The organism is Brevibacterium oceani, from assembly GCF_017948325.1.
Classification (GTDB): domain Bacteria; phylum Actinomycetota; class Actinomycetes; order Actinomycetales; family Brevibacteriaceae; genus Brevibacterium; species Brevibacterium oceani.
The window spans coordinates 3101859-3128858 of record NZ_CP072846.1 but is presented as its reverse complement, the minus strand read 5'-3'; the positions used below and the strand labels follow the sequence as shown (position 1 = coordinate 3128858).

Annotated in this window: 25 protein-coding genes; 16 read left to right on the top strand and 9 right to left on the bottom strand. The window is 66.9% G+C overall.

Annotated features, from left to right (window positions below):
- The first annotated feature begins 469 nt into the window (after nucleotides 1-469).
- Both glmM and J9314_RS13900 read left to right on the top strand, forming a co-directional pair.
- A complete protein-coding gene (gene glmM, locus J9314_RS13905; protein ID WP_210602958.1) occupies nucleotides 470-1822 on the top strand; it encodes a phosphoglucosamine mutase in 1353 nt (450 codons plus the stop codon).
- A 517-nt stretch (nucleotides 1823-2339) separates the two neighbouring features.
- Nucleotides 2340-2975: a PDDEXK family nuclease gene (locus J9314_RS13900; protein ID WP_210602957.1), complete on the top strand. Its 636-nt coding sequence runs from the start codon at nucleotides 2340-2342 to the stop codon at nucleotides 2973-2975.
- 182 nt (nucleotides 2976-3157) lie between these two features.
- Here J9314_RS13900 and J9314_RS13895 read toward each other — a convergent pair whose 3' ends face one another.
- Together J9314_RS13895 and coaA are read right to left on the bottom strand one after the other, a co-directional pair.
- Entirely contained in the window at nucleotides 3158-5020 is a 1863-nt protein-coding gene (locus J9314_RS13895; RefSeq protein WP_210602956.1) for an ABC transporter ATP-binding protein, read from the bottom strand.
- A 248-nt stretch (nucleotides 5021-5268) separates the two neighbouring features.
- The gene (gene coaA / locus J9314_RS13890) at nucleotides 5269-6306 is read right to left on the bottom strand and encodes a type I pantothenate kinase (protein WP_210602955.1); all 1038 of its coding nucleotides are present in this window, start codon (nucleotides 6304-6306) and stop codon (nucleotides 5269-5271) included.
- Nucleotides 6307-6548: 242 nt separating this feature from the next.
- Here coaA and glmS point away from each other — a divergent pair, with 242 nt between their 5' ends.
- The 6 genes from glmS (at nucleotide 6549) to J9314_RS13860 (ending at nucleotide 13104) form a co-directional block, all read left to right on the top strand.
- Nucleotides 6549-8423, top strand: a complete 1875-nt coding sequence (gene glmS / locus J9314_RS13885; RefSeq protein ID WP_210602954.1) for a glutamine--fructose-6-phosphate transaminase (isomerizing) — start codon at nucleotides 6549-6551, stop codon at nucleotides 8421-8423.
- Nucleotides 8424-8509: 86 nt separating this feature from the next.
- Nucleotides 8510-8968 (top strand): holo-ACP synthase, encoded by a 459-nt coding sequence (locus J9314_RS13880; RefSeq protein ID WP_210602953.1) that lies wholly within the window; start codon nucleotides 8510-8512, stop codon nucleotides 8966-8968.
- An 87-nt stretch (nucleotides 8969-9055) separates the two neighbouring features.
- On the top strand, nucleotides 9056-9676 hold the full coding sequence (locus J9314_RS13875; protein WP_210602952.1) for a DJ-1/PfpI family protein: 621 nt from the start codon (nucleotides 9056-9058) through the stop codon (nucleotides 9674-9676).
- Between the two features lie 130 nt (nucleotides 9677-9806).
- A complete protein-coding gene (locus tag J9314_RS19330; RefSeq protein WP_210602951.1) occupies nucleotides 9807-9995 on the top strand; it encodes an antitoxin VbhA family protein in 189 nt (62 codons plus the stop codon).
- 93 nt (nucleotides 9996-10088) lie between these two features.
- Nucleotides 10089-11393 carry a M20 metallopeptidase family protein gene (locus J9314_RS13865; RefSeq protein ID WP_210602950.1) on the top strand — a complete coding sequence of 435 codons (1305 nt, stop codon included), beginning with the start codon at nucleotides 10089-10091 and terminating at the stop codon, nucleotides 11391-11393.
- A gap of 85 nt (nucleotides 11394-11478) precedes the next feature.
- A complete protein-coding gene (locus J9314_RS13860) occupies nucleotides 11479-13104 on the top strand; it encodes a bifunctional ADP-dependent NAD(P)H-hydrate dehydratase/NAD(P)H-hydrate epimerase (RefSeq protein WP_210602949.1) in 1626 nt (541 codons plus the stop codon).
- 15 nt (nucleotides 13105-13119) lie between these two features.
- On the opposite strand, the gene J9314_RS13855 is transcribed toward J9314_RS13860, so the two are convergent.
- Nucleotides 13120-13800 carry a hypothetical protein gene (locus J9314_RS13855; RefSeq protein WP_210602948.1) on the bottom strand — a complete coding sequence of 227 codons (681 nt, stop codon included), beginning with the start codon at nucleotides 13798-13800 and terminating at the stop codon, nucleotides 13120-13122.
- 118 nt (nucleotides 13801-13918) lie between these two features.
- Here J9314_RS13855 and alr point away from each other — a divergent pair, with 118 nt between their 5' ends.
- From alr to J9314_RS13835, 4 genes are read left to right on the top strand one after another with little or no spacing between them, the layout of a single operon-like run.
- Nucleotides 13919-15232 carry an alanine racemase gene (alr, locus tag J9314_RS13850; RefSeq protein WP_210602947.1) on the top strand — a complete coding sequence of 438 codons (1314 nt, stop codon included), beginning with the start codon at nucleotides 13919-13921 and terminating at the stop codon, nucleotides 15230-15232.
- A gap of 26 nt (nucleotides 15233-15258) precedes the next feature.
- Nucleotides 15259-15783, top strand: a complete 525-nt coding sequence (gene tsaE, locus J9314_RS13845) for a tRNA (adenosine(37)-N6)-threonylcarbamoyltransferase complex ATPase subunit type 1 TsaE (protein WP_246490400.1) — start codon at nucleotides 15259-15261, stop codon at nucleotides 15781-15783.
- Nucleotides 15780-16541 carry a tRNA (adenosine(37)-N6)-threonylcarbamoyltransferase complex dimerization subunit type 1 TsaB gene (gene tsaB / locus J9314_RS13840; RefSeq protein WP_210602945.1) on the top strand — a complete coding sequence of 254 codons (762 nt, stop codon included), beginning with the start codon at nucleotides 15780-15782 and terminating at the stop codon, nucleotides 16539-16541. The genes tsaE and tsaB overlap by 4 nt, the downstream gene beginning before the upstream one ends.
- Complete coding sequence (locus tag J9314_RS13835; RefSeq protein WP_210602944.1) at nucleotides 16538-17056, top strand: GNAT family N-acetyltransferase; 519 nt, start codon at nucleotides 16538-16540, stop codon at nucleotides 17054-17056. Before tsaB ends, J9314_RS13835 begins: the two co-directional genes overlap by 4 nt.
- Here the strand turns inward: J9314_RS13835 and J9314_RS13830 are convergent.
- Nucleotides 17053-17691, bottom strand: coding sequence for a biliverdin-producing heme oxygenase (locus J9314_RS13830; RefSeq protein WP_210602943.1), 639 nt, complete (start codon nucleotides 17689-17691; stop codon nucleotides 17053-17055). The two genes, J9314_RS13835 and J9314_RS13830, sit on opposite strands and share 4 nt — an antisense overlap.
- A 163-nt stretch (nucleotides 17692-17854) precedes the next feature.
- On the opposite strand from J9314_RS13830, the gene J9314_RS13825 reads away from it, so the two are divergent.
- Genes J9314_RS13825 through J9314_RS13810 form a run of 4 tightly spaced genes read left to right on the top strand, consistent with a single transcriptional unit; the run spans nucleotide 17855 to nucleotide 21045 of the window.
- Nucleotides 17855-18802, top strand: coding sequence for an aldo/keto reductase (locus J9314_RS13825; RefSeq protein ID WP_210602942.1), 948 nt, complete (start codon nucleotides 17855-17857; stop codon nucleotides 18800-18802).
- A complete protein-coding gene (locus tag J9314_RS13820) occupies nucleotides 18799-19389 on the top strand; it encodes an SRPBCC family protein (protein ID WP_210602941.1) in 591 nt (196 codons plus the stop codon). Before J9314_RS13825 ends, J9314_RS13820 begins: the two co-directional genes overlap by 4 nt.
- Entirely contained in the window at nucleotides 19386-20465 is a 1080-nt protein-coding gene (gene tsaD / locus J9314_RS13815; RefSeq protein WP_210602940.1) for a tRNA (adenosine(37)-N6)-threonylcarbamoyltransferase complex transferase subunit TsaD, read from the top strand. Before J9314_RS13820 ends, tsaD begins: the two co-directional genes overlap by 4 nt.
- A complete protein-coding gene (locus J9314_RS13810; protein WP_246490399.1) occupies nucleotides 20443-21045 on the top strand; it encodes an NUDIX domain-containing protein in 603 nt (200 codons plus the stop codon). The genes tsaD and J9314_RS13810 overlap by 23 nt, the downstream gene beginning before the upstream one ends.
- Before the next feature lie 167 nt (nucleotides 21046-21212).
- On the opposite strand, the gene J9314_RS19470 is transcribed toward J9314_RS13810, so the two are convergent.
- The 5 genes from J9314_RS19470 to J9314_RS13785 all read right to left on the bottom strand — a co-directional run bounded on the left by J9314_RS19470 (nucleotide 21213) and on the right by J9314_RS13785 (nucleotide 26962).
- Nucleotides 21213-21437, bottom strand: coding sequence for a GNAT family N-acetyltransferase (locus tag J9314_RS19470; protein ID WP_210602939.1), 225 nt, complete (start codon nucleotides 21435-21437; stop codon nucleotides 21213-21215).
- Nucleotides 21438-22110: 673 nt separating this feature from the next.
- On the bottom strand, nucleotides 22111-23238 hold the full coding sequence (locus J9314_RS13800; protein ID WP_210602938.1) for a glutamate--cysteine ligase: 1128 nt from the start codon (nucleotides 23236-23238) through the stop codon (nucleotides 22111-22113).
- Between the two features lie 76 nt (nucleotides 23239-23314).
- Entirely contained in the window at nucleotides 23315-24412 is a 1098-nt protein-coding gene (locus tag J9314_RS13795; protein ID WP_210602937.1) for an ABC transporter ATP-binding protein, read from the bottom strand.
- A 7-nt stretch (nucleotides 24413-24419) separates the two neighbouring features.
- A complete protein-coding gene (locus tag J9314_RS13790; RefSeq protein ID WP_210602936.1) occupies nucleotides 24420-25925 on the bottom strand; it encodes a xylulokinase in 1506 nt (501 codons plus the stop codon).
- A complete protein-coding gene (locus tag J9314_RS13785; protein WP_210602935.1) occupies nucleotides 25922-26962 on the bottom strand; it encodes a sugar-binding domain-containing protein in 1041 nt (346 codons plus the stop codon). The genes J9314_RS13790 and J9314_RS13785 overlap by 4 nt, the downstream gene beginning before the upstream one ends.
- Nucleotides 26963-27000 lie beyond the last annotated feature (38 nt).

Here is a 27000-nt window from a genome sequence, read left to right as displayed (position 1 = left end):
CGCATTCTCATATCCGGGTGCGGCGGTGCAGTTCCTGTGGCGCGGGTGCGGTGCTACGGCCGCTCTGGTCCGGCAGTGTGGCGCACGACCGTCGACGCCGGTCACCTGTCGCCTGTCGCCTGTCGCCTGTCGCCCAAGCTCAAGCTCAAGCTCAAGCTCATCGTTCAAGTCTGTCGTTCAAGCCGACGCGCATCTTACGAACGTTCCACGGTCCGAATCCGTCGTTCAAGCCGAAGCGCATCTATCGAAAGCGCCCACGCGCCCAAACTTGTCGGTCAAGCCGAAGCGCATTCATCGAACGGTCCGCCGGTCGATATGTGCGCTCTGCCTTGAACGAGTCCGTACCAAGTCGCAAGCACCGCAACAAGTCGCAACCGCTGCGCTGACTGCCGGGGCCTCGGCTGCGATCAGCCGCCTCGGCGAAGGAATCGACTAAGATCGACTCCGACATTGACGAAAGGATCCCCACATGTCTCGACTCTTCGGCACCGATGGTGTGCGCGGACTGGCCAATCGCGATATCTCGGCCAAGCTCGCACTCCAACTCTCGGTCGCAGGTTCTCGCGTGCTCAGCCGCGGCTGGGCCGGGGAGAAGCGCCCCTTCGCCGTCGTCGGACGTGACACCCGAGTGTCCGGCGAATTCCTCTCCGCCGCGCTGAGCGCGGGCATCGCCTCGACCGGGGTCGATGTGCTCGATGCCGGAATGCTGCCGACTCCCGGCATCGCGCAGGTGGTCAAGGACACCGGTGCCGCCTTCGGCGTCGTCATCTCCGCCTCGCATAACCCCATGCCCGATAACGGCATCAAGTTCTTCGCCGCCGGCGGGAAGAAGCTCGACGACGCGGTCGAGGACGATATCCTCGCGATCTTCGATGAGGACTGGGACCGGCCGACCGGCGCGGACGTCGGACGCATCTCCCGTTACCCGGCCGCCGCCGACGAATACACCGAGCACCTCGTGGCATGCCTCGATGCCGAGGGTGTGCGCCCCTTGTCCGGTCTCAAGGTCGTCGTCGACTGCGCCAACGGCGCCGCATCGATCGTCGGGCCCGCCGCGTTGCGTCAAGCCGGCGCCGAGGTGATCGTCTCCGCCGCCGAACCCGACGGCTTCAACATCAACGACGGAGTCGGTTCCACCCATCTCGGTCCGCTGCAGCGTCTCGTCGTCGAGACGCAGTCCGACCTCGGTGTGGCCTTCGACGGGGACGCCGATCGCTGTCTGGCCGTGGACGCGCTCGGTCGCGTCGTCAACGGTGATCAGGTCATGGGCATCCTTGCGATCGCGCTCAAGGAGCTCGGTGAGCTGCGGGGCAATACGCTCGTCACCACTGTGATGTCGAACTTGGGACTCAAGCAGGCGATGGACAAGTACGACATCAGCACCGTCCAGACCGCTGTGGGCGACCGGTACGTGCTCGAGCGGATGCTCGCCGACGGGTATGCGCTCGGCGGGGAGCAGTCGGGACATGTCCTCATGCTCGACCACGGCACCACCGGTGACGGCGTGCAGACCGCTCTGCACCTGATGAAGCGGATGGCCGATGCCAAGCGCACTCTGGCCGACCTCGCCGCGGAGATCCCGCAGCTGCCGCAGGCACTTGTCAACGTCAAGGGCGTGGACAAGAACAATGTCGATCACCCGCAGGTCGCCGCCGAAGTCGCCGCCGTCGAGGCCGAACTCGCCGACACCGGACGCGTGCTGCTGCGCGCCTCGGGTACGGAGCAGCTCATCCGCGTGATGGTCGAGGCCGCCACCGAAGACACAGCCACCGAACAGGCCGAACGCCTCGCCGCCTCGGTCAAGGAGCACCTGGCGCTGTAGCCGTCCGTGGCGCTCCGCTGCCCTCAGGTAACGCGAAACTCGAAAAAGTCGTCGCCAGTGACGACTTTTTCGAGTTTCGCGTTACCTGAGCCTGTGTGTTTGAGTACGCAGTTTTCCACAGGCCATTCTCTCGCCCTTGCGCACGGGTCTCCCGCACCGCGATGGTGGGTGCATGTTCGCGTGTCTGACGTCGGCAGAGCTCAGCGCCGCTGGATTGAGCTCCCACCAGCTTCGGTTGGCTGAGCGCTGTTGCCTGAGGAGAGTCCGTCGCGGTGTCTACGTGGTGACGGCGGTCTGCGACGATCCGGCGCATCGAGTCATCTCGACTGTCGGGTCGGCACCTGGAACCACCTTGCCGCAGGAGTCGGGAGGGGCAATGAAGCGGAACGAAGATCTGCGCATCCTCGTGCGATCCTATGTCGACGATCTGCCGGATGGAGCGGCCTTCTCTCACCGAAGCGCTCTGATCGTCCACGGCCTCTCGATCCCGTACTCCGAGAAGGGTCCACCAACCCGTGTGGAATTCGCCCACCCGGAGGTCGGGGCGCAGCGTTCCTTCGTGCACGTCTGGAAGAGGCCTCTGGAGGGGAGCATCGAAGTCGTCGACAGGTGCAGGGTCACCACCTTGCTTCGGACGTTGCGCGACGTTGCCCGTGACTGCCCTCTGGCATTCGCCGTCGCCGTCGTGGACGAGGCGATCCGTCGGAATCTCACCTCTGCGCGAGAATTCGCAGACTACTGTGCTCGCAACCTTGTGAGAACCCGCCAGCGACGCATCGACGCAGTTCTCACGAATGTCGATGGTCGGCGGGAATCTGTGGCCGAATCGATCACCGCGGTTCGGTTCGTCGAATATTCAATACCGGGCTTTTCGCCGCAGGTGGTGATCTGTGACGAGAACGGCGACTTCGTCGCCCGGACCGACTTCGCCAATCGGAAGGCGCATGTCATCGCTGAGTTCGATGGTGCAGGGAAGTATTACCTCGACGGAGCCGATCCGAAGCGGGCGTTCGAGCATGAACGCCGCAGGGAGTATTCGCTGCGCAATCTGGGCTACCAGGTCTTCAGGATCACCTGGAAGGATCTTTTCAGCGGCGACCTCTTCCTGCGAATCAAGGAGAGCGTCAAGAGGCGCAGTGCGCAGACGGCGTAGTCGGCGAACTCTGCGCGGGAACGTGCAAAGGGGACACACGCCGATCGCGCGAAAACCAGTGCCTTTCAGGGTGCCGCACCGCAGCGAGTTCCGCTCAGGTCGCGCGAATCTCGAAAATATCGTCACTGGCGACGAGCTTTTCGAGATTCGCGTGACCTGAGGCCGGAGGGGCCGCCGGCCCGTCAGCTCGAGGCGAACTGGGTGGCGTAGAGCTCGGCGTATCGGCCGCCGCGGCCGACCAGTTCCTCATGCGTACCTGATTCGACGATGCGACCGGCCTCGACGACGAGGATCGTATCGGCCTGCCGCACCGTGGAGAGCCGGTGCGCGATGACCAGTGCCGTACGCCCGTGCATCGCCTGGGCCAGGGCCTGTTGGATCGCGGCTTCGTTCGTCGAATCCAGCGCCGAGGTGGCTTCGTCGAGGACGACGATCTCCGGGCTCGCCAGCAGCATGCGGGCGATCGTCAGTCGCTGACGCTCACCGCCGGAGAGACGGTACCCGCGCTCACCGACGACCGTGTCGAGACCATCGGGCAGCGCGTCGATGACGCCTCGCAGCTGCGCGCGTGTGAGTGCATCCCACATCTGCTCCTCGGTGGCGTCGGGATTGACGAGCTGAAGGTTCGCGCGGATCGACTCATGGAAGACGTGACCGTCCTGGGTGACCACGCCGACAGCCTCGCGCAGATCGGCGAACGACAGATCCCGCACATCGACTCCGCCGATGCTGATCGTGCCGCCGGTGACATCGTAGAGGCGGGGCAGCAGGGATGCGATCGTCGACTTGCCGGCACCGGAGGACCCGACGAGGGCGACCGTGTGTCCGGCCGGAATCGTGAAACTGAGGTCATGGATGACCTCGTCGCCGCTGCGGGAGTCGAGCACGGAGACGTCCTCGAGACTGGCCAGGCTGACCTGTTCGGCACTCGGGTAGGCGAAGTCGACATGATCGAAGGACACGTCCAGACCGCCGGCCGGCAGCGCACGCGGCTTCTCGGGTTCCTTGAAGTACGGCACAAGATCGAGGATCTCGAACACGCGCTGGAATGACACGACAGCGCTCTGGATGTCCAGACGAGCATTGGCGAGCATCGTCAGCGGAGTGTAGAGCCGGGTCAGCAGCAGCGCCAAGGTGACGACCTGACCGGCATTGAGGTTGCCGAGCACGGCTTGAGCACCGCCGACGCCGTAGACCAAGGCGAGAGCGAGGGCGGAGACCAGCGTCAGTGAGGACACGAACGTCGACTGCAGCATCGCGACCTTCACCCCGATGTCGCGGACCTGTCCGGCGCGGTCGGCGAACTCCTCATTCTCCTTGCGGGGATTGCCGAAGAGCTTGATCAGCGTGGCGCCGGCCGCGGAGAACCGCTCGGTCATCCGCGTCGACATGTCCGCGGAGTTGTTCGCGGCTTCGAACTGCAGGGAGGCGAGTCTGCCCGACAGCATGCGGGTGGGGATGATGAACAGCGGCAGCAGCAGGATCGACATCACGGTCACCTGCCACGAGATCGTGACCATGACACCGACCGTCAGGGCCAAGGAGACGAAGTTGGACACGATGCCCGACAGCGTGTTGGAAAACGCCCGCTGGGCACCGATGACGTCGGTGTTGAGCCTGGAGACCAGGGCGCCGGTGCGAGTGCGGTTGAAGAAGGCGATCGGCATCGCCTGGACGTGGTCGTATACGGCCGTGCGCAGATCGAAGATGAGTCCCTCACCGATGCGCGAGGACAGATAGCGGTTGGTGATCGAGATGGCGGCGTCCGCGATGGCGAGTCCGCCGATCGCGACGGCCAGCCACACCACAGTGGCCACCGGACCGCCGCCGGTGATCGCGTTGACGACGTCGCCGGCGAGCACTGGATTGAGCACGCCGATTCCCGCAGTGAGCACGGAGAGGATGAGGAAGACGATGAGTTTGCGCTTGTGCCGGGAGGCGTATCCGGCGATTCGCCGGTAGATGCCCGGCTGGATGGACGTCTGCGGGGTCTTCTGGGTCTTGACCGAGGAGTACATGACGCGGTGAGGGGAGGGCATACTCATGGCGGGCCCCTTTCTGCTGCCGATGCGACCGGAGGCCGACGGGGATCACCGGCGGTGATGAACGGGAATGCCCGTGGCGATACGAGGATCGCCCGTATCCGGTCGCCGCCGCGGGCAGGTGACCCGCTGGCGAAGAATAGAACAGTGCACACAGTGCAACTGCGTACGAGCCGAAACTATTTCCTCACTCGTAAGCGAAGTCGGTCACAGCACGCGCGCACGGCACGCCCACCCGGCATGACCGCGCCTCACAGCTTCCGCAGCTGGACCTTCCGGATGGTGTGGTCGGCGGACTTGTGGAGCACGAGGTCGGCGCGACCACGGCTGGGTTGGACGTTCTCCCGCAGGTTCGGGAAGTTGATCGAGTCCCAGATCTCCGTGGCCAGGGTGATCGCCTCGTCGTCGCCGAGCTTCGAATACCGGTGGAAGTAGGATTCCTCGTCCTGGAAGGCGCCGTGCTTGAGTTTGAGGAAGCGGGAGACGTACCACTCGCGGATGTCCCTCGAGCGGGCGTCGACGTAGACGGAGAAGTCGAAGTAGTCGCTGATCGACAGGCCCAGCGTGCCGTCGCTGCGCGGGCGGGCGGGCTGGAGGACGTTGAGGCCCTCGACGATGAGCACGTCAGGGGACCGGACGACCACCTCGGCGCCGGGGACGATGTCGTAGGTGTGGTGGGAGTACACGGGCGCGCGGACCTCGGGGGATCCGGCCTTGACCGCGGCGATGAACTGCAGCAGCTTGCGCCGGTCGTAGGATTCGGGGAATCCCTTGCGCCCGTTGAGGCGGCGTCGTTCGAGTTCGGCGTTGGGGTAGAGGAACCCGTCGGTGGTGATGAGCTCGACCCGCGGGGTGTCGGGCCACCGCGCGAGCAGTTCGCGCAGCACACGGGCCGTCGTCGACTTGCCGACGGCGACGGATCCGGCGACGCCGATGACGAACGGGGTGCGTTTGGCCTCCTGCGGTTCCAAGCCCCGATCGTGCAGCGGGGAGAAGAACTCCCTGGTCATGTCGTGTTTGGCCCGCCGGGCGGAGACGTAGAGGTTGAGCAGCCGCGACAGCGGCAGGTACACCTGGGCCACCTCGTCGAGGTTGATCCGATCGCCGAGGCCGCGCAGTCTCTCGATGTCACGCTGCTTCAGCGGCAGGGGAGTGGCCTGGGCGAGCGTGCCCCACACATCCCGGTCGAACTCCCAGAACGGGGACACCGATTCGGACTCGAGGCGGCGTCCGGTATTCAGACCAGCGAGGCGGCGCGCACGGTCCAACTGAGGGTCGACATGGCTCATTCGACCATTGTGTCATGCGTCATGTTCGCCCCGTCACCGAGGTCCGACCCGGCGCCGTACCCGCCCCATCGCCGAGGTTGCTGTCGGGCCCCTTACCAACCCTCGCTGAGGCGGCGGTCGACCTCCATCACCGATGTGGTCATCGGTGCCCGTGACCGCCCCCGCGTGCGGTTCGTCACGTTGACCCGATCGTGACTCGCCGGAATGAGCGAGATTCGCCGGGAGTGCGTAAAATCTCCCTCATGTGTGGAATCGTTGGCTATGTATCCAAGGCCCCCGTTGACAATGCCGATCATCTGGCGCTCGACGTCGTTCTCGGCGGGCTGAAGAGGCTCGAATACCGCGGCTACGACTCCGCCGGTGTCGCGCTCGTGACGCCCGAGGGCGAACTCGCCTCGGCGAAGAAGGCAGGCAAGTTCTCTGCCCTGACCGAGGAGATCGACGCCCATCCTCTGCCGGCCGCGCAGACCGGCATCGGCCACACCCGCTGGGCCACCCACGGTGGGCCCACCGACCTCAACGCGCACCCGCACCTGGCCGACGGCGGCAAGCTCGCGCTCATCCACAACGGCATCATCGAGAACTTCGCGCAGCTGAAGAAGGACCTCGTCGCCGAGGGCGTCGAATTCCTCTCCGAGACCGACACCGAGGTGGCCGCCGCCCAGCTGGCCAAGAACTACCGCGCCACCGGTGACCTCACAGCCGCGATGCGTGCGACCGCGGGCCAACTCGAGGGTGCGTTCACCCTGCTCGCCGTCCACGCCGACCTGCCCGGCCAGGTCGTGGCCGCCCGTCGGAACTCGCCGCTGGTCATCGGCCTCGGCGAGGGAGAGAACTTCCTCGGCTCCGACGTCGCCGCGTTCATCGACTACACCCGCACGGCCGTGGAGATCGGTCAGGACGAAGTCGTGACGATCACCCCCGATGAGGTCACGATCACGGATATCGAGGGCAACCTCGTCGAAGGTGAGCAGTTCGAGGTCGACTGGGACACCGCCGCCGCGGAGAAGGGCGGCTTCGCGTCCTTCATGGACAAGGAGATCCACGACCAGCCGCAGGCCGTGGCCGATACGCTGCTCGGCCGCCTCGACACCGAGGGTCATCTGACCCTCGATGAGATGCACATCGACGAGAACGTGCTCAAGACCGTCGACAAGATCGTCGTCATCGCCTGCGGCACCGCCGCGTATGCCGGCCAGGTCGCGAAGTACGCGATCGAGCACTGGTGCCGCATCCCCACCGAGGTGGAGCTCGCCCACGAATTCCGCTACCGGGATCCGGTGGTGACGGAGAAGACCCTCGTCGTGGCGATCTCGCAGTCGGGGGAGACCATGGACACGATCATGGCCGTCCGCCACGCGCGTCAGCAGGGCGCGAAGGTCATCGCTATCTGCAACACCTTCGGCTCGACGATTCCGCGCGAATCCGACGCTGCGCTCTACACCCACGCCGGCCCGGAGATCGCAGTCGCCTCGACGAAGGCGTTCCTGTCCCAGGTCGTCGCCTGCTACCTCCTCGGCCTCTACCTCGCCCAGCTGCGGGGAAACAAGTTCCGCGACGAGATCGCCACGATCCTGGGCGAACTGCAGACGATCCCGGCGAAGGTCCAGCGCATCCTCGATGAGACGAAGGCGCAGGTCCTCGCCCTGGCCGACCGGAACAAGGACGTCGGCTCGGTGCTGTTCCTCGGCCGTCACGTCGGCTACCCGGTGGCGATGGAGGGGGCGCTCAAGCTCAAGGAGCTCGCCTACATCCACGCCGAGGGCTTCGCCGCCGGTGAGCTCAAGCACGGACCGATCGCGCTCATCGACGACGGTCAGCTCGTCATCATCGTCGTACCCTCGAAGCGCGGCCGCGATTCGCTGCACGCGAAGGTCATCTCGAACATCCAGGAGGTCCGCGCCCGCGGTGCGAACACCGTCGTCATCGCCGAGGAGGGGGACGAAGAGGTCGACCAGTTCGCCTCCGAAGTCATCGCCGTCCCCGAGACGACGACGCTCATGGCTCCGCTGCTGACGACCGTTCCGCTGCAGATCTTCGCGATGGAACTCGCCACGGCCAAGGGCCTCGACGTCGACCAGCCGCGCAACCTCGCGAAGTCGGTCACGGTCGAGTGACCCGCCTCGGTGCCGGACGGGATATGGTCGGTCCGGCACCGTGGACCGATGATTGTCGCTGCCGAGGAGTCTGAGGAGGAGCGAATATGGCGATTCTAGGGATCGGCACTGACATCGCCGATGTGCCGCGTTTCGCCGAGCACATCGAACGCGTGCCCGAACTCCTCGACCGGCTGCTCACCCCCGGCGAGCAGCTCAAACGCAACGGAAAACGCCGTACCGATGCGTCCTTGGCGGCCCGGTTCTCCGCGAAGGAGGCACTGAAGAAGGCGATCGGCTTCCCCGGGTGGCTGCCCTGGCAGTCCGCCGAGGTGGTCCCCGCCCGCTCCGGTGCGCCAAGTTTCCGTCTGCGTGGGCTCGTCCTCGAGCACTTCAAACGCATCGGCGGCCAGAACATCCACCTCTCGATCACCCATGATGCGAACCTCACGATGACGTTCGTCATCGCCGAGGGGGAGGGGCCGTCCCTGAGCCCCGGCATCGAGGGGGTCGCCGAGCACTTCACCCATTCGATGTACGGACGGAATCCTCGGCCCCAGGACTGATGCCGGAGGTTCTAGGACTGATGCCAGGGGCCTGACGCCGGAGGACTGACGCCGGACGACTGACACTGCAGCTGAGACAATGAGTCCATGGATTCACGGACTCGCAATGTTGCAGTGGTGCTCTTCGACGGCTTCGAGGTGCTCGACGTCTTCGGCCCCGTCGAACTCTTCAGCCGACTCCCCGATGCCTTCGCCCTGACCTATGTCACGGCGCAGCCGGGACGTGTGCGCAGCGCCCAGGGCATCGAGGTCATTGCCACCGAGTCCTTCGACACCGCGAACACCCCGGACATCGTCATGGTCCCCGGCGGAATGGGCACCCGGCAGTTGGTCGACGACCGAAGCTTCCTCGGCAGCTTCGTGAACTGGTCGGCCGGTGCCGAGCTCATCACCTCAGTGTGCACCGGTTCGGCGGTCCTCGCGGCCGCGGGTCTGCTCGACGGGTACCGGGCGACGTCGAATAAGAAGGCGTTCACCTGGGCGGCCGAACACGGTGAGGGCATCACCTGGGTGCCGCAGGCGCGTTGGGTCGAGGACCGGGACCGGTGGACCTCATCGGGTGTGGCCGCGGGCATGGACATGACCGCCGCGCTCATCGCCCATTTCCACGGCGCCGAGGCGGCCGCGACCGCCGCGAACGAGATCGAACTCGACATCCACACCGATCCCGACTGGGATCCATTCGCTGCCCACCACGGACTGGTGTGACAACGGCGATTATGGGCAAGGCAGGGGCGCTGCGGGACCGTAGCGGAACCGTTGCGAAGACTGCTGACCATTCATTGCTCCCGGTAGAATTGAGGGTATCGAGCGGAATGCTAGGGAGGCCGATCGAGCGATGCAAGCAACCGCGAACGATAACCGGTCGATTCGGGCCGCTCACGTAGCCGAAAGTGCTCACAGCGGCGAGATGGAAGGTCTCTCGGTCAGTGCGGAGACCGAGGCGGATGCCGAGTGCTATATCAGTGGAGACATCGACGCCGCCGAGGTTGTGGCCCGGACTCGCTTGCGTTATGGACTTTCGTGACCCGATGCCGGACCCTGCGACAGTTATCCGGCCCAACAAGACCAACGCTCAGTCTCAATCCGTCTGCGCCTGGTGGGTAATAGACTCAGCACCATGAGCTCACTTCCCAACGATGCCGACGTCACTCCCACCGCGAACGACGCCAACGCCGCTGCGGCTACCCCCACACCCACCATCCACCTGCCCACCGCCGAGGACGCCGCGGACATCGCACCCGGCCTCGTCACTCTTCGCCGCGCACTCCACGAGAACGTCGAGGTCGGCCTCGACCTGCCGGTGACGCAGAAGCTTGTCCTCGACGCCATCGAAGGCCTCGACGTGGAAGTCAGCACGGGCGAGAACCTGTCCTCGATCACCGTCGTCCTCCGCGGCGGAGCCCGCACGGAAGACTCGACCGGCGTGGTGCCCGCTGTCCTCCTGCGCGGGGACATGGACGGACTGCCCGTGAACGAGGCGACCGGATTCGACTTCGCGTCCACCTCGGGGAGGATGCACGCCTGCGGCCACGACCTCCACACCGCCGGCCTCGTCGGTGCACTCAAACTCCTCCACCGCGACCGTGACTCCCTGCCCGGCGACGTCGTGTTCATGTTCCAACCCGGCGAAGAAGGCTACGACGGGGCGGGGAAGATGATCGACGAAGGCGTCCTCGACTCCGCCGGACCCCGGGTCAAGGCCGCCTTCGGCATCCATGCCTCCGCCGACGCCGACCTCGGAGTCGCCAGCTCCCGCCCCGGGTCCTATATGGCGGCGTTCTCGAAGATGACGATCACCGTCCACGGCAAAGGCACGCACGCCTCCCGCCCCGCCACCGGCAAAGACCCCATCCAGGTCGGCGCCATGCTCGTCGGCCAGCTGCAGGAATACGTCACCCGCCGCTTCGACATCTTCGACCCGCTCGTCGTCACCGTCGGCCAGTTCAACGGCGGCACCGCCCCGAACGTCATCCCCGACAGTGCCCGCCTCGTCGTCAGCGTCCGCACCTTCTCCGAAGCCGTGACCTCCCGCGCCGAGGTGGAGCTGCCGAACCTCGTCCGTGACCTCGTCGCCGCCCACGGTTTCACCGCCGAAGTGGACTACGAGCAGATCCTTCCCCCGACGATCAACAACGACGCTGAAGCCGAATTCTTCCTGGCCACGTTCACCGACCTCTTCGGTGAGGAGAGGACCGTGCGCAAGGCCAACCCGCTGCCCGGCTCCGAAGACTTCTCCCGCGTCCTCGACGCCGTCCCCGGGGCCTACGGACACTTCGGAGTGGCGCTGCCGAACCTCCCTGTCGACGAACGCGAAGCCAACCATTCGCCACGCGCTCGCCACAGCGACGACGGTCTGGCCGACCAGGCACTGTTCCTCGCCCATCTTGCCGGCCGCCGGCTCGCCCAGCTGGCCGAGGACTGAGAGCACCGGCCCCTCACCACGGTCGGCTCTGGCCCCGAAGGGTGGAAACGGCATACGGTGCAGGGATGGACGTGAAGGAGCAGCGATGAGTGTGTTTGCCTATCCCAGTCAGGTCATCCGCGACACCGAGGAGCCCCTCCTCGACGCCGGTGTCCCGCTCATGGCCCGTGCCGCCCGTGCCCTGGCCAACATCTGTCTTGAGACACTCAGGGCCGACCACGGCCGAGTGACCGGGACCCGCGTGAGCGTGTTGGCAGGACCCGGCAACAACGCCGGGGACGCCCTCTTCGCCGCAGCCACGCTCGCCCGGCGCGGTGCGGCCGTCACGGTCATCACCCTCTTCGACCGCACCCACGCCGAGGGACTCGCCGCGGCCCGCAGTGCCGGAGCCCAGGTCATCGCGTTCACGCCGACCGAGGACGGCTCCTCCTCCACCGCCACCGAGGCGGCCGACCCTCCCGAGTCCCGCACCGGCGCTGCCTCCACCGGCACCCCCCGCACCGACGTCCTGCGTGAACTGACCCGGGCCGACCTCGTCCTCGATGGGATACTCGGCACCGGGGGCAGGCGCGGACTGCCCGACCACATCGCCGCACTCATCGCCGACTGGGCCCCGCACCGAACCGGCCGCCTCATCGCCGTCGACGTCCCCTCCGACCTCGATCCCGGCCCCGAGGATGCAGGCTCGGACGGTGCACACTCTGTCGACACCGACCAGCGGCTCCACGCCGATCGGACCGTGACCTTCGGCGGGCTCAAATCCGAACTCGTCGACCCCCGCGTCGCCGCGTTCACCGGCTCCATCGACGTCATCGACATTGGACTCGACCTCGACCCGGAGCTCGCCGACGCCGAACTCCTCGACTCAGCCGACCTCGCTGCTGACTTCCCCCGCCCCGATCCGACCGGGCACAAATACTCCCGCGGCATCACCGGGGTCCTCGCCGGTTCCGAAGACTATCCGGGGGCCGGCGTGCTCACGACCACCTCGGCGGTGAATTCCGGAGCCGGAATGGTCCGCTATCTCGGATCCCCGCTCGTCGCCGAATTCCTCATCGGCCTCCACCCCGAAGTGGTCAGCGCCTCCGGTCGGGTCGACGCGGTCGTGCTGGGGCCCGGCGACCCCGAATCCGACTACGTCCAAGCCGTCGTCGACGGACTGAGCGACACGAACACCCCGGTCGTCATCGACGCCGGGGGACTGGATATGGTCGGCCGCGCCGAGGCGATGGCCGGCACCTGGCTGGCGCACCGCTCTCTCATCATCACCCCGCACGCCGGTGAGCTGGCACGGCTGCTCAGCCGCCTCCTCGGCGAGATCATCACCGCAGGCAGGATCGGTCAGAACCCGGCCGGGTGGGCCAGGCAGGCGGCGGAGCTGACCGGGACGATCGTCCTGCTCAAGGGCCACCACACGGTCATCGCCGCGCCCGACGGCTTCGTCGTCCTCCCCGAACCCGGACCGGCGAGCCTTGCCACGGCCGGGGCCGGGGACGTGCTCGCCGGGGTCCTCGGGACGCTGTGCGCGATCGCCTCGGCGCGCGCTCGCTACGGCGGTGACGAGGCAACGCTGCCGCCGCGGCAGTGGGCTCGCCTGGCCGGACTCGCGGTGCTGCTGCACAACGAGGCCGGCCGGCGGGCGATCACCGCGGCCGGTTTCGCCGATGCCCTCGCCGAGGTGGTGGACGAGCTCATCCGCGCCACCGACTGAACCGAGCACCTCCACTCAGTGAATGACGATCTGCGTCTTCGTCGACCCCTCCCACTTCATCGCCTTGACGAGGCTCGCTTCGTACATCGACACGCATCCGGCGGTCTTCATCGACTCGGTGTTCGCGTGGAGGAAGATCGCCGATCCCTTGCCCGGGGTGCGGGCCTCGTTGTAACCGATGACCTGGGCGTACTTGTACGGCTTCGGCTGGTAGAGCGATTCGCCCTTGTAGCCCTTCGACTTCAGCTGCATCGTGTTGTACCCCTCGGCCTTCGTCGCGTCTCCGTCGACCCAGACGTGATCGCGGGTGACCTTCGTCCACGTCTTCTTCAGGCCCGGGTTTGCCGAGGTGCCGAAGCCGTCGCGCATCCAGAACACGCCCTTCGGCGTCTTCCCGTCACCCTCGCGCTTGCTCGCCGTCGTCCCGTTGTAGCCCAGCCGCGCCTTGTACGGACCGCTGTCGCGGACGTAGCGTGACCCGGACTTCGAGCACAGGTAGATGTCGGCGGTGATCGTCGTACGCTGTTTGACCTCGATGGCCTTGCCGGCAGTGACCTTCGAGTTCGATTCGATGCCGGTGCAGTACTTCGACGCCGCCGAGGCTGCCCCGGCACCCGAGGCAAGGGTGAGGACCGCGGCGAACAGCGCGGTCACGAGCACCATGGTCAGGGTGCGGGCGGATGTGGTGGTGTGCATGACTTCTCCTTTGTCATCGGTTGGGTCCGCGCGCCTCGGCAGGGTCGCCGAGACGTGCGGGGGTTCATCCTAACCACCGGTGAGGTGGGCAACATGGTGTCGGCGGTAGTCTTATCCAGTGACATCTTTCGACATTCCCGAGGCTCTCGTGCGAGCAGAGATCGACGAGGCGGCCCTGCACGACAATGCCTCCGTCCTTGCCGAGCGGCTCGCCCCCGCCCGCCTCAAATGCGTCGTCAAGGCCAATGCGTACGGCCACGGCGTCGACCTCGTCGCCCCGGCACTGTTCACAGCAGGATGGCGCGAGTTCTGCGTGGCCACCATCCCCGAAGCACTGCAGCTGCGCGAGCTGCTCGGTCCCGAGGCGCAGATCCTCGCCTGGCTCTACGGACCCACCACCGACCTCGATGCGGCGCTGCAGGCCGAAATCGCTCTCGGCGTCTCCACCGTCGGCAGCCTCGACCGTCTCGCCGAGGCGGCCCTGCGCACCGGTACCACCGCCAGGTTGCATCTGAAGATCGACACCGGACTCGGCCGCAACGGGCTGGCCCCGGACGACCTCGTCCGCGCCTTCGACTGGCTGCGCCGCCATGACGAGGAACGTCGTCAGAGCGCAGATGCCGGCGACGCTCGACCCGAAGATCCGAGCCAGACCTCTGCCGCACCGGGGATCCGCATCGTCGGCATCATGAGTCACTTCGCCGTCGCCGATGAACCCGAACGTCCCGAGACCGCCGCCCAGAGTGCGGTCTTCTCCTCCGCCCACGGGCAGCTGCGGGCCGTGCTCGACGCCGCGGACGGCCGCCTCGGCGAATCGGAGGCACTCGATGTGCACATCGCGAACTCACCGGGCGCGCTCACCCTCGGCCCGTGCCCGGGAACCTCGGCCAGGGTGGGGCTCGCGCTCTACGGTCTCTCCCCGCTCGCGGATGGGGACGCTGCGGCCCTCGGGTTGCGCCCGGCGCTGCGGCTGCTCTCGACGGTCATCAACCTCAAAGACATTCCCGCAGGTCACGGCGCCTCCTACGGGCTGACGTTCACGGCCGCGAGCGACACACGCTTCGCGCTCGTGCCCGGCGGGTACGGGGACGGGCTTCCCCGTGCGGCGTCCAACCGCGCCGAGGTGGCCATCCGCGGGCGCCGATACCCCGTCGTCGGGCGCATCGCCATGGACCAGATGATCATCGACATCGGAACCGGGAATGACGACGTGGCCATCGGCGACGAGGTCGTCATCTTCGGCCCCGGCGGACCCAGCGCCGCCGAGTGGGGGACCTGGGCGGACACGATCAACTACGAGATCGTCACCCAGCTCAGCGCCCGCGTGCAGCGGTTCGCCCGCGCGGACAGCGCAGAATCGGCTGGTGCGGAGTCGGCCAGCGCAGAATCGGCCGGCCGGCAGCCGGCCTCGGCGGACGGTGTCGAGCGATGAGGGCGCACCTCGGATCGCTTGCGGACATGCGCACTTTCGCCGAGGAACTCGCCGGGCACCTGCGCGCCGGTGACCTGCTCATCCTCACGGGCAACCTCGGTGCCGGAAAGACGACGTTCACTCAGTCATTGGGCCGGGCGCTCGACGTGACGGGGCGGATCACCTCGCCGACGTTCATCATCGCCCGCGAACACCCCTCGCGCTCCGGCGGGCCGGCCCTCGTCCACGTCGATGCCTACCGGCTGGCCGACGGGGAGGAGCTCGAAGACCTCGACCTCGACTCCGAACTCGACGAGTCGATCACCGTCGTCGAATGGGGTGCCGGACTCGCCGAGCAGCTGAGCACCGACTACCTCGAGATCACCATCGCACCGGTCTGGGGCGCAGGCGACGTGGCCGACACCGGCACCGCCGCTGACGACGAGATCGAGGATGAACGGCGCACCGTCGACCTCACCGGCCACGGCGACTCATGGTCGGGAAGAATGGTCCGCGTGCACGCCGCGATCTCAGCGCTTGAGGGCATCACAACCGAGGGAGACGCCTCATGATCATTCTCAGCATCGACACCTCGCAGTCGGCGTCCGTAGCCCTCGTCGACACCGACACTGACACGGTCATCGCCGCCGAACAGGCCGATGACCAGCGTCGACACGTCGAGTTCATCGGGCCAGCGCTCGCCCGTGTGCTCAAGGCGGACGTGTTGCCCGAACTCGTCGTCGTCGGCATCGGCCCGGGCCCGTTCACGGGGCTGCGGGTCGGCATCGCGGCCGGCATCGCCGTCGGCCAGGCCCGCGGCATCCCCGTCAGGGGACTGCTGTCGCAGGCGGCGATCGCCGAAGAACTCGTGCGCAGCACCTCTGACGGGCCGACAGGCACTGACGGTGCGACCGGCACCGAGCGCCCCGTGCTCATCGCCTCCGACGCCCGCCGCAAAGAGGTCTACTTCAGCGTCTACGATTCGGCCGATGCGTCCCTGAGTGCGGGACCGTTCGTCGCCAGGCCCGCCGAGGTCGCCGCCGTCCTCGCCGAGCACAACTATGTGTTCGACCCTGCCGGTGACGCACACGAGCTGACGGACGCTGCTGCCGATCGGATCGGTCAGCGGCTCGGTCGCGGCTTCCTTCTCTACCCCGAAACCCTCGGCGCTCCGTCGCTCGAGGACCTCACGGATCCGCGTGCCGACTTCCTCGCGTTCGCGGTTGCGCGGGAGCTCGCCGCCGGTCGGGAGTTGAGCGAGCCGATCCCCGAATACCTGCGTGATCCCGATGCGAAACCGACCCCGGTGCGTGAGAGCTCCCTGAGATGACCGCAGCGACGACCATCGCCGAGCTGCCCTGGTGGGATCTCGCCGAGGTGGCCGATCATGATGCGGCCGTCTTCGGTCCCACCGCGTGGACACCCGGGTACTACTGGTCGGTCAAGGCACAGAACGGTACGATCATGCTCGCGGCCAGGACCGCCTCGGCGGGGGAGCCTGACCCGGACGGGGCCGTCGACGGTTCGACCGCAACGCAGGGCACCGCCTCGGCGGGGGAGTTGGCCGGGTGGATCGTTATGTCCTTATCCGGTGCGGAAGCCGATGTCATGACCATCGCCACCACCGAGGCTGCACGCGGGCGGGGCGTCGGTCGGGCCCTGCTCGACGCGGGGATCGACTGGGCGAAGGACCGCGGGGCGGAGGTCGTCCATCTCGAGGTCGACGAACGCAACACCTCGGCGCTGGGCCTCTACGCCTCCCGCGGATTCGTTGAATGGGGACGGCGCCCGGATTACTATCCGGGCGCCGCGGCCGTTCTCATGCGTCTGCGGATCAGTGACTAGGCGACCGGGACCGCCCGCAGTTCCGTCGCCTCGGTGAGGTCGACGAGGAGGGCGCCGTTGAGGCGGAAGGCCTCCATCGTCTCGTCGATGACGATCTGCTCATCGCCGCCGGTCGCTGCCACCTCGTCGAGGAGGCAGCGGTAGGAATCCTTGTACGGCTTCGTCTTGCCCAGCGCCGTGAAGTCCCACATCGTCAGGGTGGTCGCGGGCAGGCTGTAGTGCCGACCCATGAGGGTGCCGATCGCCTGGCCGCCGGAGAGGTCCCCGAGGTAGCGCGTGTAATGGTGAGCGATGACCTGCTCGGGACGCTCCAGCCCCGCGAGGTGGTCGGCGTAGGCGGTGGCACTGGGCATCACGGGCAGATCCTCACCGCCCAGCGCGGCCAGGTCAGCTGCGATGCGTTCGGAGCGGAAGAGGTTCACGTCGTGGAAGGGCGCGAAGACCGGGTCGTCGGCGAACGTCCGCGACTGGGACTCGAGCACAGCATAGATGACCTCGTACTGCTTGAGAAGGAGGGCATACGCCCGCGAGTCCAGTCGTCCTTCCATGAGGTCGACCATGAAGGTGGTGTGCTCGACCTCGTCGTGGATGGTGGCGGTGCTGGCCCTGAGGCGAGCTGAGAACGGTTCAGACATGATGACTCCTCGGGGATCACTCGGGGATTGCGGCGATCAGAACCTCAGTCACCGCGACAATGATGTGATCGGCATCATTGTCTGATAATAGTTTAGCCTAACCTGCTTTCTGGGTGGTGATCCGAGCCGATGGGGGCTGAGGTCGAACAGGTAGGCTGGAGGCATGACACGTGTGCAATTGGCAGATACCGATCTCTCCGTCCATCCTCTTCAGCTGGGTGGCAATCCCTTCGGCTGGGGTGCGGATCGGGACCAGAGCTTCGCGGTCCTCGACGCCTACGCTGCGGCAGGCGGAAACTTCATCGACACCGCCGACGCCTACTCGGTCTGGGTCGACGGCAACTCCGGTGGAGAATCAGAGACGATCATCGGCGAATGGATGAAGTCCCGCGGCAACCGTGACGAGATGGTCATCGCGACGAAGGTCGGCATGCTCCCGAAGCACAAAGGTCTCGACCCGGCGAACATCCGCGACTGCGTCGATGACTCGCTGCGCCGACTGGGCACCGACCACATCGATGTCTACTACGCCCATGTCGACGATGACGAGGTCGACCAGGTCGCCGTCGCCGAGACCTTCGACGCTCTCGTCCGCTCCGGCAAGGTCAGCTACCTCGGCGCCTCGAATTTCAGCCTCGAGAGGCTGCAGTCGGCGAGGAAGATCTCCACGAAGTTCTCCCTGGCCTGCTACCGCGTCGTCCAGGACCGGTTCAACCTCGTCTCCCGCGCCGCCGTCGACGAACAGAAGCAGGCGTACCTGCGCTCCGAAGGGATCGCCGAACTGCCGTTCCACTCCCTGGCCTCCGGGTTCCTCACCGGCAAGCACACCGGCGGTGATGCCACCGGCAGCGTCCGCGGCGAACGAGTCTCAGGATTCGTCGAGGATCAGAAGGCACTCGGCGCCCTCGAGGCCCTCCACGACGTCGCCTCGGCCCACGACGCGACGATGACGGCGACGGCCATCGCCTGGCAGCTCAGCCACGACTTCATTCCCTCGACCATCGCCTCGGCCCGGGTGCCCGAACAGCTCACCGAGCTGCTTGCCGGCACGCAGATGCAGCTGAGCGACGAGGAGATCGCGGCACTGAACGATTCGTGGGTGGAGGAATGAGCACACCCTCCCCACGCCTCGTCAGCTGGGAGAACGGCACCGACCTCGTCATCGAGCTGCTCCTGGCACGCGATGTCGGGACCGTCTGGGACGCCCTGACCGACAGCGGCACCGCGGCGGCATGGTTCGCGCCGTTCCGCCTCGGCGAGGAATCGGAGGATGCAGGGGATGACGCCGACGTGCCCGCGTCCCGTCCGATCACCTTCGAACTCGAGGACATCGACCTGAGCGGGTCGGTGCTCAGCTGCGAAGAGTATGACCACGTGCTGCTCGATCTCGACGACTTCGGGGTGCTCGGCATCCGGCTTCTGCCGCTCGAAGGTGATACGGGTGAGGGGACTCTGCTCGTGTTCACCCAGACCGCGGCCGATGTCGACACCGCTCGTGCGCAGGCGAGCGAATTCGGGCCCATGTGGGACACCCACCTGCGCCTGTTCACCCGCAGCCTCGGCGTCAACATCGCCGAGGCGACCGAACCCGAACTCGACGCCGCATACTCCGACCTCGCGCTCGAAGCCGGGGATGCGGGAGACGGTCCTGATTCGGTCGACGCGAGTTCGGCCACCGCTGATAGGGCCGAATCGTGAGCGAACCCCTCGTCCTCGGCATCGAATCCTCCTGCGATGAGACCGGAGTCGGCATCGTCCGCGGGCGCACACTGCTGACGAACACGGTGTCCTCATCGATGGACGAACACGTCCGCTTCGGCGGAGTCGTGCCCGAGGTCGCCTCCCGGGCCCACGTGCAGGCCATCGGCCCGGCCATCGCCTCCGCGTGTGAGACCGCCGAGGTGGAGCTGTCCGACATCGACGCCCTGGCCGTGACAGCCGGGCCGGGACTGTCCGGGGCGCTCATGGTCGGTGTCGGTGCGGCCAAAGGACTCGCCGCGGCACTGAACAGACCGCTCTACGGAGTCAACCACCTCGCCGCACACGTCGCCGTCGACCTCGTCGCCGAGGACGTCGACGGGCTGACCACGCCGACGATCGCGCTCCTCGTCTCCGGAGGACACACGGAGATCCTGCGTATCGGCGATGTCGTCACCGACATCGAACTCCTCGGCGCCACGATCGATGATGCCGCAGGTGAGGCCTTCGACAAGACCGCACGTCTGTTGGGACTGAACTACCCGGGCGGACCGAACATCTCGAAGGCCGCTCTCGGACTGCTCGACGGCACCGGCGTCCCGGGCGACCGGAAAGCCGTGACGTTCCCACGCGGACTGGCGAAGAAGCAGGATCTTCGTGATCCGGAGCGCCGGTACAACTTCTCGTTCTCCGGGCTCAAGACCGCGGCCCTGCGCGAGGTGACGAAGGCCGAAACGCTCGGCGCCGACCTGCGCGTGGCCGATATTGCGGCCGGTTTCGAAGACGCCGTCGTCGACGTGCTCGTGACCAAGACCGTGCTGGCCGCGGCCGACACCGGCATCGACCATGTCGTCCTCGGCGGGGGAGTGGCCGCGAACTCGCACTTGCGTGAGGTGCTCGCTGAACGCTGCGCTGAGGCTGGGGTGACCCTGCGAGTGCCGCCCTTGAAACTGTGCACCGACAACGGAGCCATGGTCGCGGCCCTCGGCGCCGAGCTCGTCTCCCGCGGAATCGGGCCGAGCGATCTGTCCTTCGCAGCCGTCTCATCATTGGATGTCGATCATGTCCTCGTCTGAGAACGACCCGAAAGCTGCCGCAGGAGCTGCCCCCGAAAGCGCAGCTTCCGACAGCGCAGCAGAACAGAACGCACAGGCGGCGAAGTCCACGCGACTGCCCGACGGTCGGCCGCCTCGGCGATCGGGTGACGGATGGACGTACGGATCGGACGGGAAGAAGCACTGGGGGCTCAACGGGGCCGCCGGACTCATGCTCGTCGATCCGGAGCGCGGGGTGCTCATGCAGCATCGGGCGCTGTGGTCGGTCGAAGGCGGAACCTGGGGCTTCCCCGGTGGGGCCCGGGACATGGGGGAGTCGGCGGTCGAGGCCGCGATCCGCGAGTCCTGGGAAGAGGCCGGCGTGCCTGACCAGGACGGATCCGGCATCGAGATCGTCGAGACGCATGTCCTCGATCTCGACACCTGGTCATACACGACGGTGATCGCGAAGACCCTGCGCCGTTTCGACGCCGTCATCAACGACCCCGAGAGCATCCAACTGTCGTGGGTGCCGCTCGACGAACTCGACGATTACGAGCTGCACCCGGGAGTCGCCGCCGCACTGCCGACGCTGCTGGAGCTGCTGCGCCCCCACCTGTGAGTGGTGCATGTGAGGGTGAGGCTTGTCGGGTCGGCGCGGTCCCGCCAAATAGTGGTCAATAACGGACACTTTTGGCGCTCAGAAATGTCCGATTGTGACCTAAGCATCGTACCGGGATGCGGAATCACGACCCAGTCGTTCTCACGGATTGATGCCGCGGCGCCCGCTCAATCGAAGGAACCGGGCTGGCTTCTGACCATGCGGGTCATGGTGACACCTGTGTTCGCAAGGCGATGCTGGCCATCTGTATTGAAACCAGCCCGTTCGTAGAAGGAATGGTTGCGCGGATTCGTGGTTTCGAGCCAGGAGCCCTGCGCTCCGAAATCGTCGAGGCCCACCTCAAGCAGCTGGCCGCCGACTCCCGAGTCCCGATGTTCCTCATCAACTGCCAAGTCGTGGAGGTACGGCCCTCAGGAAGCGCGCCAGTTGCTCTGGCGTCCTTCATCGATGAGGCGAGTGCATTCAGTTTTTCACCCAGCAGCAGAGACGCGACCGTTGCGGATGTGGGGAGTGATCGTTTGGGCGGTGGCGTATTCGGCACGCCCCACAGTGATGCACCGATCACTTGGCCTCCATCTATCGCCACATGTCCGGTCCCCGCGGCCGCATAGCTTTCGACGCTCGGCCAATAGAAGATGGCGATGGCATCAAGACGCTGGTCACGGCTCATCTCCGCTGGCGGAAACAGCCAGTTGATGAGCGGGTCGTTGGCAAAGGCCCGGGCAATGAGCGTGCGTGCCCGCGGTCCGTGGTCAGGGGTAATGCGCGCAATCGAGAGTCCCATGCGCTCATGCTACGCGGTGCGGTGCAGCTGACATGGCTCGGTTGCACGGAAAGGGGCTGGGCTGCCGCTTGGTCGCAGAGCCCACGTCGTGAAGTGCCTCCTCGGTGGACTGTTTGGTCGATCCACGGCGATTCAGGCGCTCAGAACGCCGGGGATCGACCAAACAAATGATGGAGTAGGCAGGTCGGCCTCGAGACGACGGTGGAGCGCCGAGACCACTGTGTGCGCACAGGTGTCTCGGCGCTCCACCGTTGTCTCGGCGTGCGGCGCCCCGCAACCCTTCAGCGGTAGGAATTGCGCAGGTCGCCGATGAGCGAACGGGTCACCTCGGTGAGCGACCCGGTGGCGCCGAAGACCTTCTGCAGGCGCTGGTAGGGGACACCGCGTTCGATGATCGTCGTGATCGAGTGCAGCTCCTCGGTGCAGCCGAGGCGTTCGGCGACCGGGGACAGACGTTCGATCTCATCGGCCAGGCACTCGGTGACCAGCCGCTCGTCGGCGGCGGCATTTTCGATGATGATGGCATCCATGCCGTAGCGGGCGGCTCGCCACTTGTTCTCGTTGTGGAACCAGTCGGGCATCGTCGGCAGGGTCTCACCGGCATCAAGGCGGGCCGACATGTCGTCGACGAGGCACTGGATGAACGCGGTGATCGCGAGGATCTCCTCGAGTGTCGGCAGTCCGTCGCAGACGCGGACCTCGACGGTGCCCCAGTGCGGGGCGGGACGGATGTCCCAGCGGATCTCGTTGATGTGGTCGATGATGCCGGTGGTGAGCATGTCGTCGACGTACTTCTCGTAGTCGGACCACTGTTCGAACTGGAAGGGCAGCCCGGCGGTGGGCAGCTGCTGGAACATCATCGCCCGGTTCGAGGCGTACCCGGTGTCCGTGCCGCCCCAGAACGGGGAGGAGGCGGACAGTGCCTGCAGGTGCGGGACGTAGGCGAGCAGGGCATTGACGATCGGCAGCACCTTGTCCCGGGAATCGATGCCGACATGGACGTGGACGCCGAAGATGAGCATGTTCCGACCCCACCACTGGGTGCGGTCGACGAGTTCGAGGTACCGATCCTTGGCTCGGACCTCCTGCGTGTGCCACTGGGCGAACGGATGGGTGCCCGCGGACATGAGCTCGACGCCGCGAGCCTCGGTGAGGCTCCGCAGCGCACCGATCGAGGCAGCCAGATCCTCGGCGACGGTCGACACCTGTTTGTGGACGCCGGTGACGAGCTCGATGGTGTTCGTGAGCATCTCACCGACGATCTTCTTCTCGAAGTCGGGAGCATGCTCGGCCACATCCGTCAGCAGGGTCTCGGCGGCAGGGGTCAGGTCCAGGCTCTGTGAGTCCAACAGAGCCAGTTCCCATTCGACACCGAGGGTGGAGCGGGGAGAGCGTGCAAAATCGACCATGGGTCGATCATAATCGCGCGGACCCGTTTCGCCTGATTCGGCGGTGCGTTTCGGACTGTGTGATCGCGCGCTGTCCTCACGCGGCCTGTCGCACACCCTCGACGATCCGTCGTCCCGACTCGGTGTCGAAGAGATGCAGACGCGCGGCATCGGGCACGACCCGGACGTTGTCACCGCGGCGGATCGTCGACCGTCCGGCGACCCGGGCCACGACCGTCCTCTCTTCGCCGGGCAGACCCGCCCGCCCGTGCACATAGGCATCGGCGCCGAGCTCCTCGACGAGGTCGACCGTGACATCGAAGCCGTGTTCACCCTCGGTGCGCAGGTCCTCGGGACGCACCCCGACGGTGACCGTCTCACCCGTGACCTGGCCGCGCTGCTCCGCGCTGAGTTCGATCTGCACGTCGCCGAGGCGCAGCGTCGACCCCTCGAGACCGACCTCGACGAGGTTCATCGCGGGAGATCCCATGAACCCTGCGACGAAGAGGTTCGCCGGCCGGTCGTAGAGGTTCGCGGGCGTGTCGACCTGCTGCAGGCGTCCGTCGGCGAGGACCGCAACGCGGTCGCCCATCGTCATCGCCTCGACCTGGTCGTGGGTGACATAGACGGTGGTCACGCCGAGGCGGCGCGTCAGTGACGCGATCTGCGCACGCGTCTGCACCCGCAGCTTCGCATCGAGGTTCGACAGCGGCTCGTCCATGAGGAAGACCTGCGGGGAGCGGACGATCGCCCGGCCCATCGCTACGCGCTGTCGCTGTCCGCCGGACAGCGCCTTGGGTTTGCGGTCGAGGAAGGGCTCGAGGTCGAGCAGCCGGGCGGCCTCCTCGACGCGTTCGTCTCGCTCGTTCTTCGTCACGCCCGCGATCTTGAGGGCGAAGGCCATGTTCTCGCGCACGCTCATGTGCGGGTAGAGCGCATAGTTCTGGAAGACCATCGCGATATCGCGTTCGCGTGAAGAGAGTGCGGTGACGTCGTTGTCGCCGATGCGGATGTGTCCGGAATCGACGGGTTCGAGCCCTGCGAGCATGCGCAGGGTCGTCGACTTCCCGCAGCCGGAGGGCCCGACGAGGACGAGGAACTCCCCGTCGTCGATGTCGAGACTGATCTCGTCGACGGAGGGTGCCAGTGCCTCGGGGTACTGACGCAGTGCTTTGTCGAAGGTGACAGTGGCCATGATGTTCTCAACCTTTCGCGGATGCGGACGCATCCGATGATCGACGGTGATCGTGCAGTGAGTTCTCGTGCGTATAGGTCCGGTACTGCTGCCGCACCCGAGACGGTCTCGGATGCAGGGTGGCGACGAGTTCGACCGGCCACTCCGGCAGCGACCCGGTCAGCGTCCATGCCGCCTGCCGGGCGGCACCGATGGCCACGTACTCGGCCTGTTCGGGGACATCGATAGGCACCGTGAAGATGTCGCGGGCGACCTCGCGGACCGCTGGATTCCTGGCCGCCCCGCCGATGATGAGCAGACGGCGGGCTTCGAGACCTTGCGCGAGGACCGCGTCGAGTCCGTCCGCGAGTCCGCAGAGCATGCCCTCGACGAAGGCCCGGGCGACGTTCTCGGCCGAGGCGTTGGCCAGGGTCATCCCCTCGAGCCGGGCGGTGGCATCGGGCAGGTTCGGAGTGCGCTCGCCCTCGAAGTAGGGCACGAGCGTGATCCCGTTCGCCCCCGGCCTCGAGGCCAGGGCCAGGGCCGCGACCTCGTCGTGGCTGATGCGCAGCAGGGTGCTCGCCGAGACGAGGACCCGCGCGGCGTTGAGGGTCGCGACCAACGGCAATCGCCCTCCGTCGGCGGAGGCGAAGCCGGCGACCGTGCCGCTGCGATCGGCGATGGGCAGGTCCGTGGTGCCGAAGACGGTGCCCGAGGTCCCGATCGAGACGACGACATCCCCCGAGGTGACCCCGAGTCCCAGTGCGGCCGCAGCATTGTCGCCGGCCCCGGGCCCGACGACGATGCCCTCGGCCGTGTGCCCGGCCGCCTCGTTGGGGGAGAGGACCCGGGGAAGGATGATCGCCGAGGTGGCGCTCGGGCCGGTCCCCACGGCTTCACGGGCGTGCTCGCCGAAGGCGATGCGGAAGAGATCGAGATCGTAGCCGCCCGAGGCCGGATCGAAATAGGCGGTGCCGCTGGCATCGGAGGCGTCGGTGACGAGGGCGTCGAGCACGGGTCCGTTGGCCGAGGAATCGGCGGATCCGTACCCGAGGAGCCGCCAGGTCAGCCAGTCGTGGGGGAGGGCGACAGCGGCCACCTCGGCGGCATTGGCGGGTTCGGCGTCGCGCAGCCAGCGCAGCTTCGCGCCGGTGAAGGAAGCCACCGGCAGGACACCGGTGCGGGCGACGAGATCCTCGGCCCCGACCTCGGCGATGAGGTCCCGGGCGGCAGCGTCGCTGCGCAGGTCATTCCACAGCAGCGCGTCACGGATGACGCGGCCCTCGGCATTGAGAGCGACGAGTCCGTGCTGCTGGCCGCTGATGCTCACGGCCGCGACATCGTCGAAGCCACCGGCGGACTCGATCGCCTCCTGCAGTGCGGTCCACCATTCCTCCGGGTCGACCTCGGTGCCGGGAGGGTGCGGGGCCGAACCGGTACGCAGGATGTCGCCCGTGTCGGGGTCGGCGATGACGACCTTGCAGCTCTGCGTCGAGGAATCGATGCCGGCAACGAGGCGGCGGGCGACGGTCATGACTCCTCCTCGGCGGGAGCAGCCTCGGTGGGACCAACCTCGTCGGGTGTGGCCTCGTCCGGGTCAGCCTCGGCGAGCACGGCGTCGGCGAGGGCACGGTCGATGACGGCGACGTCGAGGATGCCCGCCGCACACGCCGCCCGCACCGCACGGGCGCGTTCGGCCCCGCGGGCGACCCCGACGGTCGTCGTGGCCCGGCGCAGCTGGTCGAGAGTGACGGCGATGACGCGATTATCGATCGTGGTCACGTCCTCACCGGCGGCATCGAAGAGACGCCCGGACGCCTCGGCGACGGCACCGTCATCGATGCCAGCCTGACGCTGGGCGAGGGTGCACTTCTCCCACACCGAGGACAGCCCCTCGGCCCACGAGGCGACGGAGACCACGGCGAGATCGAGGTCGTCGGCGGCGGCGAGCGTGCCCGAGATCTCGGGCAGGGCGCGCAGGTCGGAGGCGGTCTCGGCCTCGGTGACGAGCAGCGGGGCCGGCAGGCGGACCACGCTCACAGCCGGATCCTGTCCCAGCCGGGTGAAGATCTCGGAGCTGGGACGGTGGGATTCGAGCCGCAGCGCACCGGCGAGCTGCACGATCGTGCACCGCGGCAGGGCCGGAGTGAACGCGGCCGCAGCGTCGAGGGTGCGCGACCAGGACAGGCCGATGCGCATCCCCGCCCGGGCCCTGCGGCCGACGAGTGCGAGGGCGGCCCGGCCCATCTGCTGGGAGGCCTCGGCCTGGTCGGGGATGTCGACGATGACGACCGAGTCCAGGCCGAGGGCGGCAGCCGTGCGTTCGGACAGGCTGTCGCCTTCACCGGCATCGGTCTCGATCGTGATCGTGACGACCCCGGTGTCGACGGCCTCCTGGAGGAGGCGGGCGACTTGGAATCGGCTCAGCCCGTTGGCCTTGCCGATCTCGACCTTCGACCGGCCCTCGAGGTAGTGATCGCGGGCCAGCTGCGCGAGGAATCTGCGGTGGCGGGCAGTGGGTGCTGTGCTCATCATCCTCCCTTCGGCGTCGACGACTTTGTGTTCGCTCATATGTGAAGTCTTGCACATCTGTGTGTTCCGTGACACAG

What these genes read in the sequence shown, in the direction of transcription:
- glmM (WP_210602958.1), top strand. Translation starts at nt 470, where the DNA reads ATGTCTCGACTCTTCGGCACCGATGGTGTGCGCGGACTGGCCAATCGC.
- J9314_RS13895 (WP_210602956.1), bottom strand. Translation starts at nt 5,020, where the DNA reads ATGAGTATGCCCTCCCCTCACCGCGTCATGTACTCCTCGGTCAAGACC.
- coaA (WP_210602955.1), bottom strand. Translation starts at nt 6,306, where the DNA reads ATGAGCCATGTCGACCCTCAGTTGGACCGTGCGCGCCGCCTCGCTGGT.
- glmS (WP_210602954.1), top strand. Translation starts at nt 6,549, where the DNA reads ATGTGTGGAATCGTTGGCTATGTATCCAAGGCCCCCGTTGACAATGCC.
- J9314_RS13880 (WP_210602953.1), top strand. Translation starts at nt 8,510, where the DNA reads ATGGCGATTCTAGGGATCGGCACTGACATCGCCGATGTGCCGCGTTTC.
- J9314_RS13875 (WP_210602952.1), top strand. Translation starts at nt 9,056, where the DNA reads ATGGATTCACGGACTCGCAATGTTGCAGTGGTGCTCTTCGACGGCTTC.
- J9314_RS19330 (WP_210602951.1), top strand. Translation starts at nt 9,807, where the DNA reads ATGCAAGCAACCGCGAACGATAACCGGTCGATTCGGGCCGCTCACGTA.
- J9314_RS13865 (WP_210602950.1), top strand. Translation starts at nt 10,089, where the DNA reads ATGAGCTCACTTCCCAACGATGCCGACGTCACTCCCACCGCGAACGAC.
- J9314_RS13860 (WP_210602949.1), top strand. Translation starts at nt 11,479, where the DNA reads ATGAGTGTGTTTGCCTATCCCAGTCAGGTCATCCGCGACACCGAGGAG.
- J9314_RS13855 (WP_210602948.1), bottom strand. Translation starts at nt 13,800, where the DNA reads ATGCACACCACCACATCCGCCCGCACCCTGACCATGGTGCTCGTGACC.
- tsaE (WP_246490400.1), top strand. Translation starts at nt 15,259, where the DNA reads ATGCGCACTTTCGCCGAGGAACTCGCCGGGCACCTGCGCGCCGGTGAC.
- tsaB (WP_210602945.1), top strand. Translation starts at nt 15,780, where the DNA reads ATGATCATTCTCAGCATCGACACCTCGCAGTCGGCGTCCGTAGCCCTC.
- J9314_RS13835 (WP_210602944.1), top strand. Translation starts at nt 16,538, where the DNA reads ATGACCGCAGCGACGACCATCGCCGAGCTGCCCTGGTGGGATCTCGCC.
- J9314_RS13830 (WP_210602943.1), bottom strand. Translation starts at nt 17,691, where the DNA reads ATGTCTGAACCGTTCTCAGCTCGCCTCAGGGCCAGCACCGCCACCATC.
- J9314_RS13825 (WP_210602942.1), top strand. Translation starts at nt 17,855, where the DNA reads ATGACACGTGTGCAATTGGCAGATACCGATCTCTCCGTCCATCCTCTT.
- J9314_RS13820 (WP_210602941.1), top strand. Translation starts at nt 18,799, where the DNA reads ATGAGCACACCCTCCCCACGCCTCGTCAGCTGGGAGAACGGCACCGAC.
- J9314_RS13810 (WP_246490399.1), top strand. Translation starts at nt 20,443, where the DNA reads ATGTCGATCATGTCCTCGTCTGAGAACGACCCGAAAGCTGCCGCAGGA.
- J9314_RS13800 (WP_210602938.1), bottom strand. Translation starts at nt 23,238, where the DNA reads ATGGTCGATTTTGCACGCTCTCCCCGCTCCACCCTCGGTGTCGAATGG.
- J9314_RS13795 (WP_210602937.1), bottom strand. Translation starts at nt 24,412, where the DNA reads ATGGCCACTGTCACCTTCGACAAAGCACTGCGTCAGTACCCCGAGGCA.
- J9314_RS13790 (WP_210602936.1), bottom strand. Translation starts at nt 25,925, where the DNA reads ATGACCGTCGCCCGCCGCCTCGTTGCCGGCATCGATTCCTCGACGCAG.
- J9314_RS13785 (WP_210602935.1), bottom strand. Translation starts at nt 26,962, where the DNA reads ATGAGCGAACACAAAGTCGTCGACGCCGAAGGGAGGATGATGAGCACA.